This is a genomic window from Burkholderia crassaminum (genome assembly GCF_964265005.1).
Lineage (GTDB): Bacteria > Pseudomonadota > Gammaproteobacteria > Burkholderiales > Burkholderiaceae > Burkholderia.
The window spans coordinates 2725034-2738647 of the sequence record NZ_OZ183800.1 but is presented as its reverse complement, the minus strand read 5'-3'; the positions used below and the strand labels follow the sequence as shown (position 1 = coordinate 2738647).

The following is a 13614-nucleotide window of genomic DNA, read 5'->3' as shown; positions in this document are numbered from 1 at the left end:
GCCCCGCCTTGCGCCGCCGCGTCAGGCCGGCGCGCGTTGCCCGAACGCCTGCCTGACCCGCGCGAACAGCCCGTGCTGCGCGATCCATTCGGCATACGCGCGATAGTCGGGGTCACGCATCAGGTGGCGCTCTTCCGTCTTCGCGCGCGTGTAGTAGATCAGGTTGACCGCGACGAGCCCCGCGCAGTGCATGAGCCCGACCTGCCAGCCGAGCGGCTCGACGAACGGCACCGACACCATCCAGTACGACAGGTTCTTCGTGATGTACGCCGGATGCTTCGTGAAGCGGTACGGGCCCGACGTGATGATCCCGCGGTTGGTGAGGTTCGAGAAACGCAGCCCGAACGAGATCGTGCACAGCGCGTAGGTCAGCAGCAGCAGGATGATCACCGTGCCCCAGATCACGCGCAGCGTCGGGGCCGACTGCAGCCAGTTGTCCCAGAACATCGAGCCTTCGTAGCGGATGTAGTTGTTCGAGAACAGCGACCAGAACGGCTGGTAGCACATCAGCGCGGCCACCCAGCCGAGCGTCGTCGGCTCGACGGTGCGCACATGGCTGTCGAGGATGCGGAACGTGCACAGGTAGCCGACGGTGCCGAACATCAGGTCCATCGTGAACGACAGGTCGTACATGAACACGAAGGTCGCGATCGTCGCCGGTGCGTGCATCGCGTTCGCGAGCGACGCGGTCAGGTGATCGGCGTCCTTCGACAGGTAGACGGTCATCAGCGGCAGGAAGAACGCCTTCACGCCCCAGCCGGCCAGCATCTCGCGCACCGGCTTCCAGCTCGCGGGCTGCTCGCGGCGGAACAGGAAGCGGCCCCACAGCAGGTACGCATCGTCGGTCTCGCGCTGGTGGCGGTCCATCCACGCGAAGTAGAACGGCGCGGCGACGATCACGTACGGCGCGAGCGAGCGCAGCAGTGACCAGAACGGCAGGTAGAACGCGCCGTGGTATTCGGGCAGCAGCCAGTAGATCACGCCGATGCCCGCATAGATCGACGTCAACGCGCCGAGCCGCGTCGCGACGCGCGCGATGCCGAGCGGCCGGACGGCCTGCCGCGACAGGCCCGCGCTCGGGCGCAGGTAGACGCGCGAGATGAAGATTTCGTGCAGCGCGATCGTGCCGATGATCGCGAGGCTGGCGATGACCGCGCGCGTGGCGGCATCGAGGGTCGGCTGGTTGCGCGTGATCCACAGGGCGAAGAGCCCGGCGGCGATACCGAGCAGGCCGGCGCGGAGGGGCGTGGCGGAACGGGGCGGGCGGTCCTGGACCGCGGCGATGCCGTCGAGCGTGGAATTCATGATCGGATCCTCGTACGGGTGAGGGCCGGCGCCCCCGCTTGGCGGGTGACGCCGGCCGTCGGCCGGGCTTTGTAGGGATGCGCGCCCGGCCATTGGCCTGTGGTTCTGATAGGTAAAGCGTTACTTCTTGGTGCCGCCGCCCAGCAGACCGCCGAGGAGGTTCGTCACCGGCGACAGCAGGTTGCCGGCGCCGCCCGCGGCACCGCCGTTCGAGCTGCCGGTCAGGCCGGCAGCTACGGTGCCGCCGCCAGCCGGCGTCGTGACCGTGCCGGCCGCACCGCCGGGGCTCGCTGTGCCGGTCGCGCCCGCGGCGCCTGCCGGCGTCGTCAGCGCACCCGCCACCGTGCCGACCGGGCCACTCGACAGCAGGCCGCCGAGCGTGCCCGTCACGTTGCCGCCCGGCGTCGTGACCGTGCCCGTGAGGCTGGCCCCGAGCGGCGTCAGCGAGTTGACGAGGTTGGTGACCGGCGCCAGCAGGCCGCCGACACCCGCGCCACCGGTGCCGCTGGTGCCGCCGGTGCCACTCGTTCCGCCAGTGCCGCTCGTGCCGCTCGAACCGAGGCCGCCGAGTGCGCCCGTCACCGTGCCGAGGAGGCCGGTGATCGGTGCCAGCGGGCCGCCGCTGGTGCCGCTCGTTCCGCCGGTGCCGCTCGAACCGAGGCCGCCGAGTGCGCCTGTCACCGTGCCGAGCAGGCCGGTAATCGGTGCCAGCGGGCCGCCGCTCGTGCCGCTGGTGCCGCCCGAACCGCTCGAGCTGCCGCCGCCGAGCCCGCCCGTCAGCGTGCCGAGCAGGCCCGTAATCGGGGCGAGCGGGTTGCTGCCGCCCGTGCCGCTGCTGGAGCTGCCCGCGTTGTTGTCGTGGACGAGGCCGCCGGTGGACGTCACCGTGTTGCCGAGCTGCGCCACGACGCCACCGAGGCCGGCGCCGACCGGGTTGTCGGTAGCGCCGCCGACCTTCGTGCCCGCGAGGGCGAGGCCGTTGCCGAGCGTGCTGAGCAGGCCGTTGAGCGGCGTGCCGAGGAGGGTGACGCCGCCGAGCGTCTGCGTGGCGCCCGGCGTCGTGACACCGCCGGTCAGCGTGTTCGTGATCGGGTTGATCACCTTGCCGACCTGCGTCTCGAGCTGCTGGACCGGCGAGCTGTTCAGCGCCGTGTTGAGGCCCGACGCGGTCGAGTTGACGGCGCCGCCGACGGTGTTGACGAGATCGCCGACGAGCGTCGTGACCGGCGACAGCGGCGACAGCGGGCCCGAGCCGAGGCTCTTCACCGCGTTGCCGAGGTTGTTGACCGCGCCACCGGTGCCGGTCAGCAGGCCGGTGGTCGACGTCAGCGTCGGTCCGAGCGGGTTGGCCGACACACCGATCGAGCCGAGGCCGGCCGCGACGCCGTTGCCGAGCGCCTGCACGCCGTTGCCGAGGCTCGTGACCGCGTTGCCGACGCTGTTGGCCGTCGTCGGGTTCGTGCCGGGGATCTGCACGCCGCCGATCACGCCGCCGCCATTCGCGACCGTCGTGCCGACTGCCGTCACGAGGTTGCCGGATTTCTGGAGGACGTTGCCGAGCGGGGTGACGCCGGTGCCGGAAGTGCCGGAGGTGCCCGACGTACCGGAGGTACCCGAGGTGCCGGAAGTACCCGAGGTGCCGGAAGTACCCGACGTGCCGGAAGTACCCGACGTGCCGGAAGTACCCGAGGTGCCGGAAGTACCCGACGTGCCGGAAGTGCCCGAGGTACCGGAAGTACCCGACGTGCCGGAAGTACCCGAGGTGCCGGAAGTACCCGACGTGCCGGAAGTACCCGACGTACCGGAGGTGCCCGACGTACCGGAAGTGCCCGACGTACCGGAAGTGCCCGACGTGCCGGAGGTGCCCGACGTACCGGAAGTACCGGAAGTACCCGACGTACCGGAGGTACCCGACGTACCGGAAGTGCCCGAGGTGCCCGAGGTGCCGGAAGTACCCGACGTACCGGAAGTGCCCGACGTGCCGGAGGTGCCCGACGTACCGGAGGTGCCCGAGGTACCGGAGGTGCCCGACGTACCGGAGGTGCCCGAGGTGCCGGAAGTGCCCGACGTACCGGAGGTGCCCGAGGTGCCGGAAGTACCCGACGTACCGGAGGTGCCCGACGTACCGGAAGTGCCCGAGGTGCCGGAAGTACCCGAGGTGCCGGAAGTACCCGACGTACCGGAACTACCCGACGTCCCACCACCCGACGTCCCGCCGCCCGACGTACCCGAAGTCCCCGAGCTGCCGCCCGTCCCTGACGTGCTCGGCTTGATCGTCGGCGGGGTCGTCGGTCCGTCGACCGAGCCGCAACCATATAGTGCGAGCAGCGACGAGACGGCCATCGTTACCGTCGTCTTCTTGAAGAGTTTGTGCATGTTGGCCTCGACATTGGAAGTGTGTCCAAGCCTCCACTGCAAATTCCGCGCCACGACAGTATTCGAGAAACGGTGTCGCGCTTTATTGCGGAAATCGGGAATATCGGTGCGATTTAAACGGAGTAACGGCGCTTTCGCGCGACGGGCGCGCTCGGTGCGCCGGCGTGGCGGTTGCGATGTTCCCGTGAGCCGCCGTAACGCGCAGCGCGATGTTACGTAGCGTTCGATATCGCGTCGCGCGGGCGGCTTCGAACCGAGGCCCGCATCTTTGACGAAACGTGCCGGCCCGATGAACATGGCGCGAACTCCCGGCTGCCGGCGACGCCGAAGCGGCCACGACTCCACACAGGACACGGACATGAGCGAACAGGACAGGGAATACGGCAAGGCGCGACGAACCGACGTGATGGGCGAGGCGTTCGTCGAGCGTGCGATGCGCGACCTCGACGGTTTTTCGCGCCCGCTGCAGAACTGGCTGAACGAGCACGCGTGGGGCAGCACGTGGCAGCGGGGCGGGATCGACCTGAAGACACGCAGCCTGTGCACATGCGCGATGCTGGCGGCGCTCGGCCGCAGCACGGAACTGAAGGGTCACATTCGCGGCGCGATTAACAACGGCGCGAGTCTCGTCGAGATCCGCGAGGTGTTGCTGCACAGCGCGCTGTACGCGGGCGCGCCGGCTGCGGTCGAGGCATTTCGCAGCGCGCGGGAGGTGATAGCGGATCTCGGGCTGTCGGTGCCCGACGACGAAGCCTGATTCCGCCGCCTCACCGGCTGCACCGCGCGGAATCAGGCCCCGGTTTCGATGAATTCCGGCTCAGTGCTCGACGCGCGCGGCCTGCGGTGCACCCTCGGCCGGCGCGGCGGCGACTTCGAGCAGCCAGTCGGCGGTCGCATCCGGAATCGTGACCGGCAGCATGTGCCCGCCCTCGACGACCTTCAGCCGCACCCGAGCCGATTTCTTCGCGAGCGCGTCGCCGTGCTCGCGCCAGTTCAGGATCGGATCCGCGCGGCCGTACAGCACGTCGACCGGCAGCGCGAGGTCCGCGTAGCGGCGTTCCATCGCGGGCAGGTCGACGGGCGCCGACAGCAGGTCGGTCGCCGTCGCGTAGAACACGTGCGGACGCATCCCGAGCAGGCCACCGCCCTTGACCGGGAAGTCGCGCGGCACGTCTTCCGGCGCGAACACCTGGCGCACGGCCTTGCGGCCGGTCAGGATCGTCAGCGGGATCGCGAAAGTCCACGACACGAAGCGGCGCACGAGCGGCGAGGGCAGCATCAGCGGCTTGAACGGTGCCGGCGGCTCGGTCTGCTGGTGCGACAGCGGCGCGATCAGCGCAAGGCGGCTCACGCGGTCCGCATGATTGAGACCCACCGCGAGCGCGATCGCGCCGCCGAGCGAGTGGCCGACCAGCACGGGCCTGTCGAGCCGCAGCGCATCGATGAACGCGGCGACCGTGCGGGCCTGCGCGAACACGTTCGCCTGCGAACCCGCGCCGCGCAGCGAGCGGCCGGCGCCCGGCCGGTCGATGAGGATCACGCGATGCTGCTGCGCGAGCCGCGTGAGCGGCAGGTATGCGAAGTTGCGCCACTGCCCCGCGAGCCCGTGGACGAACACGAGCGGCGGGCCGCTACCGTATTCGACGTAGTGGATGCGGTCGCCGCCGATGTCGACGAAGCGGCCTTCGGGCGGAAACGCGCGCGTCACGCGACGGGCCACGTAAGCGGAAAACAGCGCGAGCGCGGCGAGCACCGCGACGACGCCGAGCAGCACGTTCTGGATCAGATGGAGCGTAGGGGTCATGTCGGCCTCAACGGGTTTCGAGTGCGGGTTCGGCAACCGGCGCCGTTGCGGCCGGGCCGGTTTTCGCGCGGCGTTCGAACTGCATCGCCGAATCGGCGAGCGCGCTGAACTTCAGCGAGGCGAGATCGCGCACGTAGTTCTGGTGGAATTTCCACGGCTTGCGATGGCCCTGCTTCGGCAGGATGCCGGCCGCGCGCTGGATGTAGCCCGAGCTCAGGTTGACGGCCGGCACGTCGCCGAGTTCGCCGGCGCCGAGCCGCGGCACGCACGTGTCGTAGTCATTCGCGCGCATGTGGTTGAGCAGCCGGCATACGTAGCGCGCGATCAGCTCGGCCTTCAGCGTCCACGACGCATTCGTGTAGCCGAACGACGACGCGAGGTTCGGCACGTCGCTGTACATCATCCCCTTGTACGACACGGTCTCCGGCAGGTCGACCGCGCGGCCGTCGACTGTCACGCGCGCGCCGCCGAGCATCTTCACCTTCAGCCCGGTCGCGGTGACGATCACGTCCGCGTCGAGCTGCTGGCCGCTCTTCAGCTTGAGGCCGGTCGGCGTGAAGTGCTCGATCTCGTCGGTGACGATCGACGCGCGGCCCGCGCGGATCGACTTGAACAGATCGCCGTTCGGCACGAGGCATACGCGCTGGTCCCACGGCATGTAGCGCGGCGTCAGGTGCTTCGCGACGTCGAAGTCGGGGCCGAGCTGCTTGCTGGCCGCGCGGATGATGAACTTCTTCGTCTGGTCGGGCTTGCGGCGCGACACGTTGTACAGGTAGATCGTCAGCAGTACGTTCTTCACGCGCACGAGCCGGTGCGCGAGCCCCGACGGCAGCACGCGGCGCAACGCGTTCGCGATCTTGTCGCGCGCGGGCAGCGACACGATGTAGGTCGGCGAGCGCTGCAGCATCGTCACGTGCTGCGCGTCGGCCGCCATTGACGGCACGAGCGTGACGGCCGTCGCGCCGCTGCCGATCACGACGACACGCCGGTTCGCGTACGACAGGTCCTTCGGCCAGTGCTGCGGATGCACGAGCTTGCCCTCGAACGTGTCCATGCCGGCCCAGTCGGGCAGGTAGCCGGCATCGTAGTCGTAGTAGCCGCTGCACATGAACAGGAAGCGGCAGGTGTAGACGAGCGTGTCGGTCGTGCCGCCCTGCGTGCGCTCGATGCGTACCGTCCAGCGCGCGCGGTTCGAATCCCAGTCGGCCGCGACGACCTTCTGGCCGTAGCGGATCGTCTTGTCGATGCCGTAGGTGCGTGCGGTGTCGCGGATGTAGTCGAGGATCGTCTGGCCGTCGGAGATCGCCTTGTCGCTATGCCACGGGCGGAAGCTGTAGCCGAGCGTGAACATGTCGGAATCCGAACGGACCCCCGGATAGCGGAACAGGTCCCAGGTGCCGCCGCTCGCGTCGCGCGCCTCGACGATGGCCACGCTTGCATGCGGGCAGCGCTGCTTCAGGTGATACGCGGCGCCGATGCCGGACAGGCCGGCGCCGACGATCAGCACGTCGAGGTCGCGATTGTCGCCACTATCGCCAGTGTCGCGGCGGGCGCCGGGGGCGGGCGGCGCGTCGCGCCGGTCGGTCGTCGTCGAGGTCATGCGGGGTCCTTGGTGGGCGTGGTCGGGAGTGCGGCCGGGGCGTGGGCGTGTTCTCCCATGGGGACTTCCTTCGGGCGGAGGTTGCGGGCACGGGCGCGGCGCACGTGGCGCAGCATCAGCCACTGGTAGCCGGCGCCGAGCAGGCGTGCGATCCGGTCGAGCCGGCGCGCGTCGGCGCCGACCAGCACGCGGCGCGCATTGCGCTCGACACCCGCGAGGATCTGCCGCGCGGCGTCGTCGGCCGTCGTCGCGTTGATCAGGCGGTTCGCCTGGCGGCGATGGGTCGCTTCGTCCTGGCCCGTGAGTGCATGGATGCTGGTATCGACACGGCCCGCGTCGACAATGTTCGTCGCGACGCCGCCCGGATGCACGCAGGTCGCGCTCACCGGCGCACCGTCGAGTTCGAGCTCCATCCGCAGCGCCTCGGTGAAGCCGCGCACCGCGAACTTGGTCGCGTTGTAAGCGCTTTGCGTCGGCATCGCGACGAGGCCGAACAGGCTCGACGTGTTGACGACGTGCCCGTCGCCCGACGCGCGCAGATGCGGCAGGAACGCCTGTGTGCCGTGCACGACGCCCCAGAAGTTGATGCCGACGATCCATTCGAGATCGGCGATGCGCGCGGTCTCGGCGCTGGCCGCCAGCGACACGCCTGCGTTGTTGAAGACCAGGTTGACCTTGCCGTGCCCGGCGCGCACGAAATCGGCCCACGCGGACACCGCATCGCGGTCGGCGACGTCGAGCCGCCGCGTGCTCACGCGCACGCCATGCTGCGCGCACGCGGCCGCCGTGCGGGCCAGCCCGGTTTCGTTCACGTCGGCGAGCGCGACCTCGCAGCCGCGCCGCGCGAGCTCGACCGCGAGGCTGCGGCCCATGCCCGAACCGGCGCCCGTGATCGCGGCAACCTTGCCGGAAAACCCGTTCATCCGTTGCTCCTCCCGTTCCGCTTGCGCTGCGCTGGCGGCGCGTCTAATGTGGTGTTGATCGTCACCACTTTAGTTTTCGGGTGTCCTGATGTCAAATAGCGGAATGGAGAAAGCACTCGAAACGGAAAAACGGGGCCGCTCGTATGGCGGCGTGGCGCCCGAGGTGCGGGCCGCCGAGCGGCGCGACGCGCTGATCCGCGCGGCGACGCGTGTGTTCGGCACGGTCGGGTTCCGCAAGGCGACCGTACGGTCGATCTGCCAGGAAGCGAAGCTGAACGATCGCTATTTTTATGCGGCGTTCGACAGCACCGATGATTTGCTGCGCTGCACCTACCTGCATCACGCGCAGCAACTGCACGACGCGGTCGCGCAGGCGGTGGCCGCGCGTGGCGGCGATCTGCACGAGAGCATCGATGCCGGGCTCGCCGCGTTCTTCGCGTTCCTGCGCGACCCGTGCGCGGCGCGCGTGCTGCTGCTCGAGGTGATGGGCGTGAGCGCGGACACCGACATGACCTACCAGCGCATGCTGATCGACTTCGGCAAGCTGATCATGGCGATCGGCGCGCCGCGCGAAGCGGCGACGCCCGCGGAGCGCACCGAGCAGCGGCTGATCGGGCTCGCGCTCGTCGGCGCGATGACGAACGTCGGCGCGGCGTGGCTGCTCACGGAATATCGCGATCCGGAGGCGCAGATGGTCGCGAGTTGCCGGAAGGTGCTGCTGGGGACGTTGCGGGAGATCGGGTAACCGGAACGCATCACCGGTTGAAAATGAAAACCAGGCGTTAGCTGCACGGCGCTCCGGGCGCCGTTTCGTTTTCTTGCTCGATTTAATCGCCTTTTTCATAAATCAGAGCCGGCGATTTTCTGGGTGAAAAGAAGATGTCAATAAGCTGTCATCGTTTTTAATTCCGGTTCCATGTGGCGGTGGATTGATAAAAATAATGTGGTACGAATAAAAAGGCGGCGCAACGTGAAATCCGGTTCGTATTGCGCCGCTCGTGGCGCGACAATTATCGCGCCCCAGGCACGCTTGATCAGGAACCCGTATAGGCGCCTCGGGTCCAGCCATCGCCATCCCAGCACCACTCGGTCGTCGAGCCGCCGCTGGTTGCATACACGCGGATATGGATCGCGCTCCCGACCAGCCAGCACGTTGCGGACACGTTGTCGCCCGCCTGGTTGAACGCGCCTGTATACCAGGTGTTGCCGTCGTAGCAGCGCTCGGTGATCTTGTTGCCGTTGGCCGTGTAGACACGAATCGACGGTGTGGTTCCCCATGAAATTGCGGCGGTTTGCATTTCAGACTCCTTGTTTGAATAAAACGGGGAATTGAAACGTTTCGGTAAACGCAAATCAGCGTATTACCGGGAATAAGATTAGTAGAAAAATGGGAAAGTAAATGCCTGATTTTCTGGAAAAATAAAGGGCGTATTCGTTTTGAATGAGAAAGCCCGGAGCAAGGATATTGGAGGTGAATTGACGTGCCCGGATCGCCGGCGGTCGTGCCGGGCGGGCCGGCACTCCGGAATCAGCCGCCCGTATGTTTCGCGCGCACCGGCGCTGCCGGTGTCTCCCCGATCCGCGCCTTCATCGCATCAATAAACGCCCGCACCTTTGGCGAAGGCAGCCGCGTCGACGGATACACCGCATGAATCCCGGCCGGCGCGGAGCGCCACGCGGGCAGCAGCCGCACGAGCCGGCCGGCCGCGACGTCATCGGCGGTCGAAAAGTCCGTCAGCAGACCGAAGCCGCCGCCTGCGAGTACGATCGCGCGGCATGCGGTGGCGGTGTTCGACACGACGTGCGCGACACAGCGCACCGAGGCGGTGCCGCCGTTTGCATCTTCGAGTTCGACCGTATGCGGGCGCGGCAGCGTCGACAGCATCACGAACGGCAGCGCGGCGAGCGCATCGGTATCGTCCGGCCGCCCGTGGCGCGCGATGAACGCGGGGCTCGCGACCAGCCATTTCTCGTACGTGCCGAGTTGCACCGCGCGATAGTTCGAATCGGCGAGGCGGCCGATGCGGATCGCGACGTCGAGGTTGTCCGCGACGAGATCGACGACACGGTCGTTCGCGACCAGTTCGACATCGAGGCCCGGATGCCGGTCGCGCAATGCGACGACGGCAGGCGCGACGACCAGCGCGCCGTAGTCGATCGGCACGCTCACGCGTAGCGTGCCGCGCAGCGGCCCCGCGTCGGACGACACCGCGTCGAGCGCGCTTTCGGCGGCGCGCACGATGTCGCGGCACGCGTCGTAGAACGCCCGTCCCGCGTCGGTCACGCTCAGCCGCCGCGTGGTGCGCACCAGCAGGTTCGCGCCGACCTCCGATTCGAGGCGCTGCATGTGCGTGCTGACGACCGTCTTCGCAAGGCCGAGCCGCTCGGCCGCGGCCGTCAGCGAGCCGGCGTCGACCACCGCGACGAAGATCGCCAGCCGGTTCAGGTTCACGTCGCGCAGATCGGCCATCGTCGATTGTCCTATGGAAAAGGATAATGTTTCCGCGATTATCCGTGTTCTGGTGACGAACGGCGAGCGCTACGCTGCAGCTGTTCGTCGCCGATCCCCGGCGGCGCGAGATTCCGGAGCGTTTTCCATGTCTGCCGCCCGCAAGCCTGCTTCACCGATTCGCGTCTATTCGTTCCTGCTCTCGGGGCATGCGCATCGCGTCCGCTTATTCCTGTCGCTGCTCGGGCTGCCTGCCGAGATCGTCGACGTCGATCTCGCGGCCGGCGCGCAGCGCGAACCGGCGTTCCTCGCGCTCAATCCGCTCGGGCAGGTGCCCGTGATCGACGACGGCGGCACGGTGATCGCCGATTCGAACGCGATCCTCGTGTACCTCGCGAAGCGCTACGGCGACGCGCACTGGCTGCCCGACGACCCGGCCAGCGCGGCCATCGTGCAGCGCTGGCTGTCGTATGCGGCCGGGCCGATCGCATCGGGGCCGGCCGCCGCGCGGCTCGTGGCCGTGTTCGGCGCGAAGCTCGACCAGGAGGCCGCCAAGCGCACGGCCGCGAAGGTGCTCGACGTGATCGATCGCGAGCTGGCCGGCAAGCCGTTCGCGGCCGGCGCGCAGCCGACGATTGCGGACATCGCCGCGTGCTCGTACATCGCGCATGCGCCGGAAGGCGGCGTGTCGCTCGAGCCGTATCCGCACGTCCGTGCATGGCTGGCGCGCGTCGAGGCGCTGCCGGGTTTCGTCGCCATGCCGACGACGCGCGCCGGCCTGCTCGCCGCGTAACGCCCACCGATGCCGTGCCTGCCAGGGAGAACGCGATGAATACCCCGACCGCCGTCGTACCGGGCTGGGAACTCGATGCCGCGCCGTTTCACGCGGGTGAGCTCGCCGTGCAGCAGCGCGCGGGCGTGACGGAGGCCGCGGGTTCGGCAGGCCGGCGCGGGATCCGGCGTTTCATGCCGGACCAGCACCGGACGTTTTTCGCGCAACTGCCGTTCTTCGTGCTCGGCGGCGTCGATGCGCACGGCCAGCCGTGGGCGACGCTGCGGGCCGGTGCGCCGGGGTTCGTGACGTCGCCGGACCCGCGCACGCTGCGCGTCGTGGCGCGCGCGCTGCCGGGCGATCCGCTGGCCGGCGCGTGGCAGCCGGGCGCGCCGCTCGGCGGGCTCGGCATCGAATTCGATACGCGACGGCGCAATCGCGTCAACGGCATCGTGCGCGCGGTCGACGGCGATGCGCTGACGATCGCGGTCGAGCAGAGCTTCGGCAACTGCGCGAAGTACATCCAGGGCCGCAAGCCGACGTTCGTTGCACGGGAAGCCGGCGAGTCCGCCGGGCCTGACATATCGGACGCGTTGAGCGATGCCGATCGCGCGCTGCTTGCGCAGGCCGACACGTTCTTCGTCGCGAGCGCGAACACGGCGGCGGACGCGGGCGCCGCGCGCGGCGCGGACGTGTCGCATCGCGGCGGGATGCCGGGGTTCGTGCGCGTCGACGATGCGCGCACGCTGACGACACCGGATTTCAGCGGCAACCGCTTCTTCAATACGCTCGGCAACCTGCAGCACGATCCGCGCGCGGGGCTGCTGTTCGTCGATTTCGACAGCGGCGACCTGCTGTATGTGGCCGCGCGCGCCGAGATCGTGTGGGACGGGCCGCTCGTCGCGTCGTTCGACGGCGCGCAGCGGGTCGTGCGGTTCCATGTGCGGGAAGTACGGCGCATGCGCGCGGTGCTGCCGTTCCGGTGGTCGGCGGTCGAACGTGCGCCGCAGTTTGTGGCGATGGCGGCGGGTGCGGTGGGCGGGGCGGTGCCGTCTGCTTCGACTCCGACTTCGGCTTCGGCTTCGGCATCGGCACCGACATCGGCATCGGCACCGACATCGGCACCGACATCGACACCGACACCGACACCGACACCGACACCGACACCGACACCGACACCGACACCGACATCGACATCGACATCGACATCGACATCGGCACCGGCTTCGACTTCGACTTCGGCATTGGCACCGACTTCGGCTTCGGCACCCGCACCAGAATCAATATCCGCATCGGTACCCGCATGGCGGCCGCTGCGCATCGCGAAGATCGTCGACGAAGCGCGCGCGATCCGCTCGTTCCATTTCGAACCGGCGGACGGCGGCGCGTTGCCCGCCTACGAAGCCGGGCAGCACCTGACGCTGCGCGTCGCGCTGCCGGGCGGCGATGCGTCGTCGATCCGCAGCTACACGCTGTCCGATGCACCGGGCAGCGCGCATTACCGGATCACCGTGAAGCGCGAAGGGCGCGTATCGGCGTGGCTGCACGATCACGCGCAGGCGGGCATGACACTCGACGCGCAGATGCCGCGCGGGCGCTTCACGTTCGATCTCGCGAGCCCGCGCCCGGCCGTGCTCGTGTCGGCCGGCATCGGCATCACGCCGATGATCGCGATGCTGCGCCGCGCGCTGGCCGACGATCAACCGTTGCGCCGCATGGTGTTCGTGCATGGTGCGCGTGAAGCGGCCGACCGGCCGTTCGCGGCGGAACTGGCACGCATCGCGGCCGCCGACGAACGGTTCTCGATCCACTGGTTCGACAGCCATCCTCACGAACGCTCGGCAGCGCGAGCCGGCCGCATCGACATCGCGCAATTGAAGCGGCTCCTGACGTTCGACGATTACGATTTCTACCTGTGCGGGCCGTCGGCGTTCATGCGCGACTTGTACGACGGGCTGCGCGCGCTGAACGTGCCGGACGAACGTATCCGCTTCGAGGCGTTCGGGCCGTCGAGCGTGGCACGCAGCGCGACCCGTACGACCGGCGCGCCGGCGGCGGGCGTGCCGGTCTTGTTCCAGCGCACGGGCCGCGAAGCCGCGTGGACGCCCGCCGACGGCACGTTGCTCGAATTCGCGGAAGGGCAGCGCGTGGCTGTGCCGTCCGAATGCCGCTCAGGGTCGTGCGGCACGTGCGCGACGCGCGTGCTGTCAGGCGCGGTCGACTACGAGCAGGCGCCCGATGCACCGGTCGAACCCGGTTGTGCGCTGCTGTGCGTCGCGCGGCCCGCGCAAGGGCCGGAGCCGCTCGTGCTCGACTGCTGACGCACCCTGCGACATGCGGCCGCAGACGGCCTGCTGCGCGAAAAGCGCGCGCAACTGCTTCTTT

Annotated in this window: 12 protein-coding genes; 5 read left to right on the top strand and 7 right to left on the bottom strand. The window is 68.8% G+C overall.

From position 1 onward, the window contains the following. Positions 1-21: 21 nt before the first annotated feature. Both ACPTTF_RS29260 and ACPTTF_RS29255 read right to left on the bottom strand, forming a co-directional pair. Complete coding sequence (locus ACPTTF_RS29260) at positions 22-1305, bottom strand: isoprenylcysteine carboxylmethyltransferase family protein (protein ID WP_423369231.1); 1284 nt, start codon at positions 1303-1305, stop codon at positions 22-24. Between the two features lie 120 nt (positions 1306-1425). Then, a complete protein-coding gene (locus ACPTTF_RS29255) occupies positions 1426-2832 on the bottom strand; it encodes a collagen-like triple helix repeat-containing protein (RefSeq protein WP_423391188.1) in 1407 nt (468 codons plus the stop codon). On the opposite strand from ACPTTF_RS29255, the gene ACPTTF_RS29250 reads away from it, so the two are divergent. Together ACPTTF_RS29250 and ACPTTF_RS29245 are read left to right on the top strand one after the other, a co-directional pair. Then, complete coding sequence (locus tag ACPTTF_RS29250) at positions 2816-3901, top strand: highly repetitive protein (RefSeq protein WP_423391187.1); 1086 nt, start codon at positions 2816-2818, stop codon at positions 3899-3901. The two genes, ACPTTF_RS29255 and ACPTTF_RS29250, sit on opposite strands and share 17 nt — an antisense overlap. Positions 3902-4039: 138 nt before the next feature. Then, the gene (locus tag ACPTTF_RS29245) at positions 4040-4438 is read left to right on the top strand and encodes a carboxymuconolactone decarboxylase family protein (RefSeq protein ID WP_423369229.1); all 399 of its coding nucleotides are present in this window, start codon (positions 4040-4042) and stop codon (positions 4436-4438) included. A gap of 60 nt (positions 4439-4498) precedes the next feature. Here the strand turns inward: ACPTTF_RS29245 and ACPTTF_RS29240 are convergent, their stop codons facing one another. Genes ACPTTF_RS29240 through ACPTTF_RS29230 form a run of 3 tightly spaced genes read right to left on the bottom strand, consistent with a single transcriptional unit; the run spans position 4499 to position 8008 of the window. Further along, on the bottom strand, positions 4499-5485 hold the full coding sequence (locus ACPTTF_RS29240) for an alpha/beta fold hydrolase (protein ID WP_423369228.1): 987 nt from the start codon (positions 5483-5485) through the stop codon (positions 4499-4501). Between the two features lie 7 nt (positions 5486-5492). Further along, on the bottom strand, positions 5493-7085 hold the full coding sequence (locus ACPTTF_RS29235) for a flavin-containing monooxygenase (RefSeq protein WP_423369227.1): 1593 nt from the start codon (positions 7083-7085) through the stop codon (positions 5493-5495). After that, positions 7082-8008 carry an SDR family NAD(P)-dependent oxidoreductase gene (locus ACPTTF_RS29230; protein ID WP_423369226.1) on the bottom strand — a complete coding sequence of 309 codons (927 nt, stop codon included), beginning with the start codon at positions 8006-8008 and terminating at the stop codon, positions 7082-7084. The genes ACPTTF_RS29235 and ACPTTF_RS29230 overlap by 4 nt, the downstream gene beginning before the upstream one ends. A gap of 103 nt (positions 8009-8111) precedes the next feature. Here ACPTTF_RS29230 and ACPTTF_RS29225 point away from each other — a divergent pair, with 103 nt between their 5' ends. Then, positions 8112-8753: a TetR/AcrR family transcriptional regulator gene (locus tag ACPTTF_RS29225; protein WP_423369225.1), complete on the top strand. Its 642-nt coding sequence runs from the start codon at positions 8112-8114 to the stop codon at positions 8751-8753. 289 nt (positions 8754-9042) lie between these two features. Here the strand turns inward: ACPTTF_RS29225 and ACPTTF_RS29220 are convergent, their stop codons facing one another. Both ACPTTF_RS29220 and ACPTTF_RS29215 read right to left on the bottom strand, forming a co-directional pair. Next, entirely contained in the window at positions 9043-9306 is a 264-nt protein-coding gene (locus tag ACPTTF_RS29220; protein WP_166954551.1) for a fucose-binding lectin protein, read from the bottom strand. A gap of 230 nt (positions 9307-9536) precedes the next feature. Then, positions 9537-10478: a LysR family transcriptional regulator gene (locus tag ACPTTF_RS29215; RefSeq protein ID WP_423369224.1), complete on the bottom strand. Its 942-nt coding sequence runs from the start codon at positions 10476-10478 to the stop codon at positions 9537-9539. Positions 10479-10605: 127 nt separating this feature from the next. Here ACPTTF_RS29215 and ACPTTF_RS29210 point away from each other — a divergent pair, with 127 nt between their 5' ends. Together ACPTTF_RS29210 and ACPTTF_RS29205 are read left to right on the top strand one after the other, a co-directional pair. Then, the gene (locus ACPTTF_RS29210) at positions 10606-11250 is read left to right on the top strand and encodes a glutathione S-transferase family protein (RefSeq protein WP_423369223.1); all 645 of its coding nucleotides are present in this window, start codon (positions 10606-10608) and stop codon (positions 11248-11250) included. A 35-nt stretch (positions 11251-11285) separates the two neighbouring features. Then, positions 11286-13550 (top strand): pyridoxamine 5'-phosphate oxidase family protein, encoded by a 2265-nt coding sequence (locus ACPTTF_RS29205; RefSeq protein ID WP_423391186.1) that lies wholly within the window; start codon positions 11286-11288, stop codon positions 13548-13550. The last annotated feature ends 64 nt before the right edge of the window (positions 13551-13614 follow it).